The organism is Salinimicrobium oceani (assembly GCF_012037645.1).
The window spans coordinates 1-406 of record NZ_JAAVJR010000836.1; the positions used below are offsets into that span (position 1 = coordinate 1).

Here is a 406-nt window from a genome sequence, read left to right on the forward strand (position 1 = left end):
CTCAAAGATGGCCTCGCCCCTGTCCCCGAGCTCACCAAAAAAGATGAATTTGAATGGATGGAGCTGTTTGAGGAGAACAAGCAAAAAGCGGTAGCACTGCAACGGGAGATCGAGAAGACCGATAGGGAAATCGACCGGATGGTATATGAGCTGTATGATTTGACGGAAGAAGAGATAGAGATCGTGGAGAACTCAACCAAATAAATACGAAGGGAGATTCGCGAATTCCAAAAGAGAATAAAATGAATGAGCAAATCGACCGGCCGGTATACGATTTATATGAATTGACCGAGGAGGAGATTGAGATTGTGGAGCGTTCAATCATGTAAAGATGAAGGGAGATTCGCGACTTCAAAAAAAAATAAAATGGAGGAGCAAATTCGACCGGATGGTTTATGAGCTTTAT

Annotated in this window: 1 protein-coding gene; it reads left to right on the forward strand. The window is 43.3% G+C overall.

Annotated features, from left to right (window positions below):
* On the forward strand, positions 1 to 204 hold a 204-nt coding region (locus HC175_RS19635), incomplete at its 5' end, for a hypothetical protein (protein ID WP_168139802.1).
* Positions 205 to 406 lie beyond the last annotated feature (202 nt).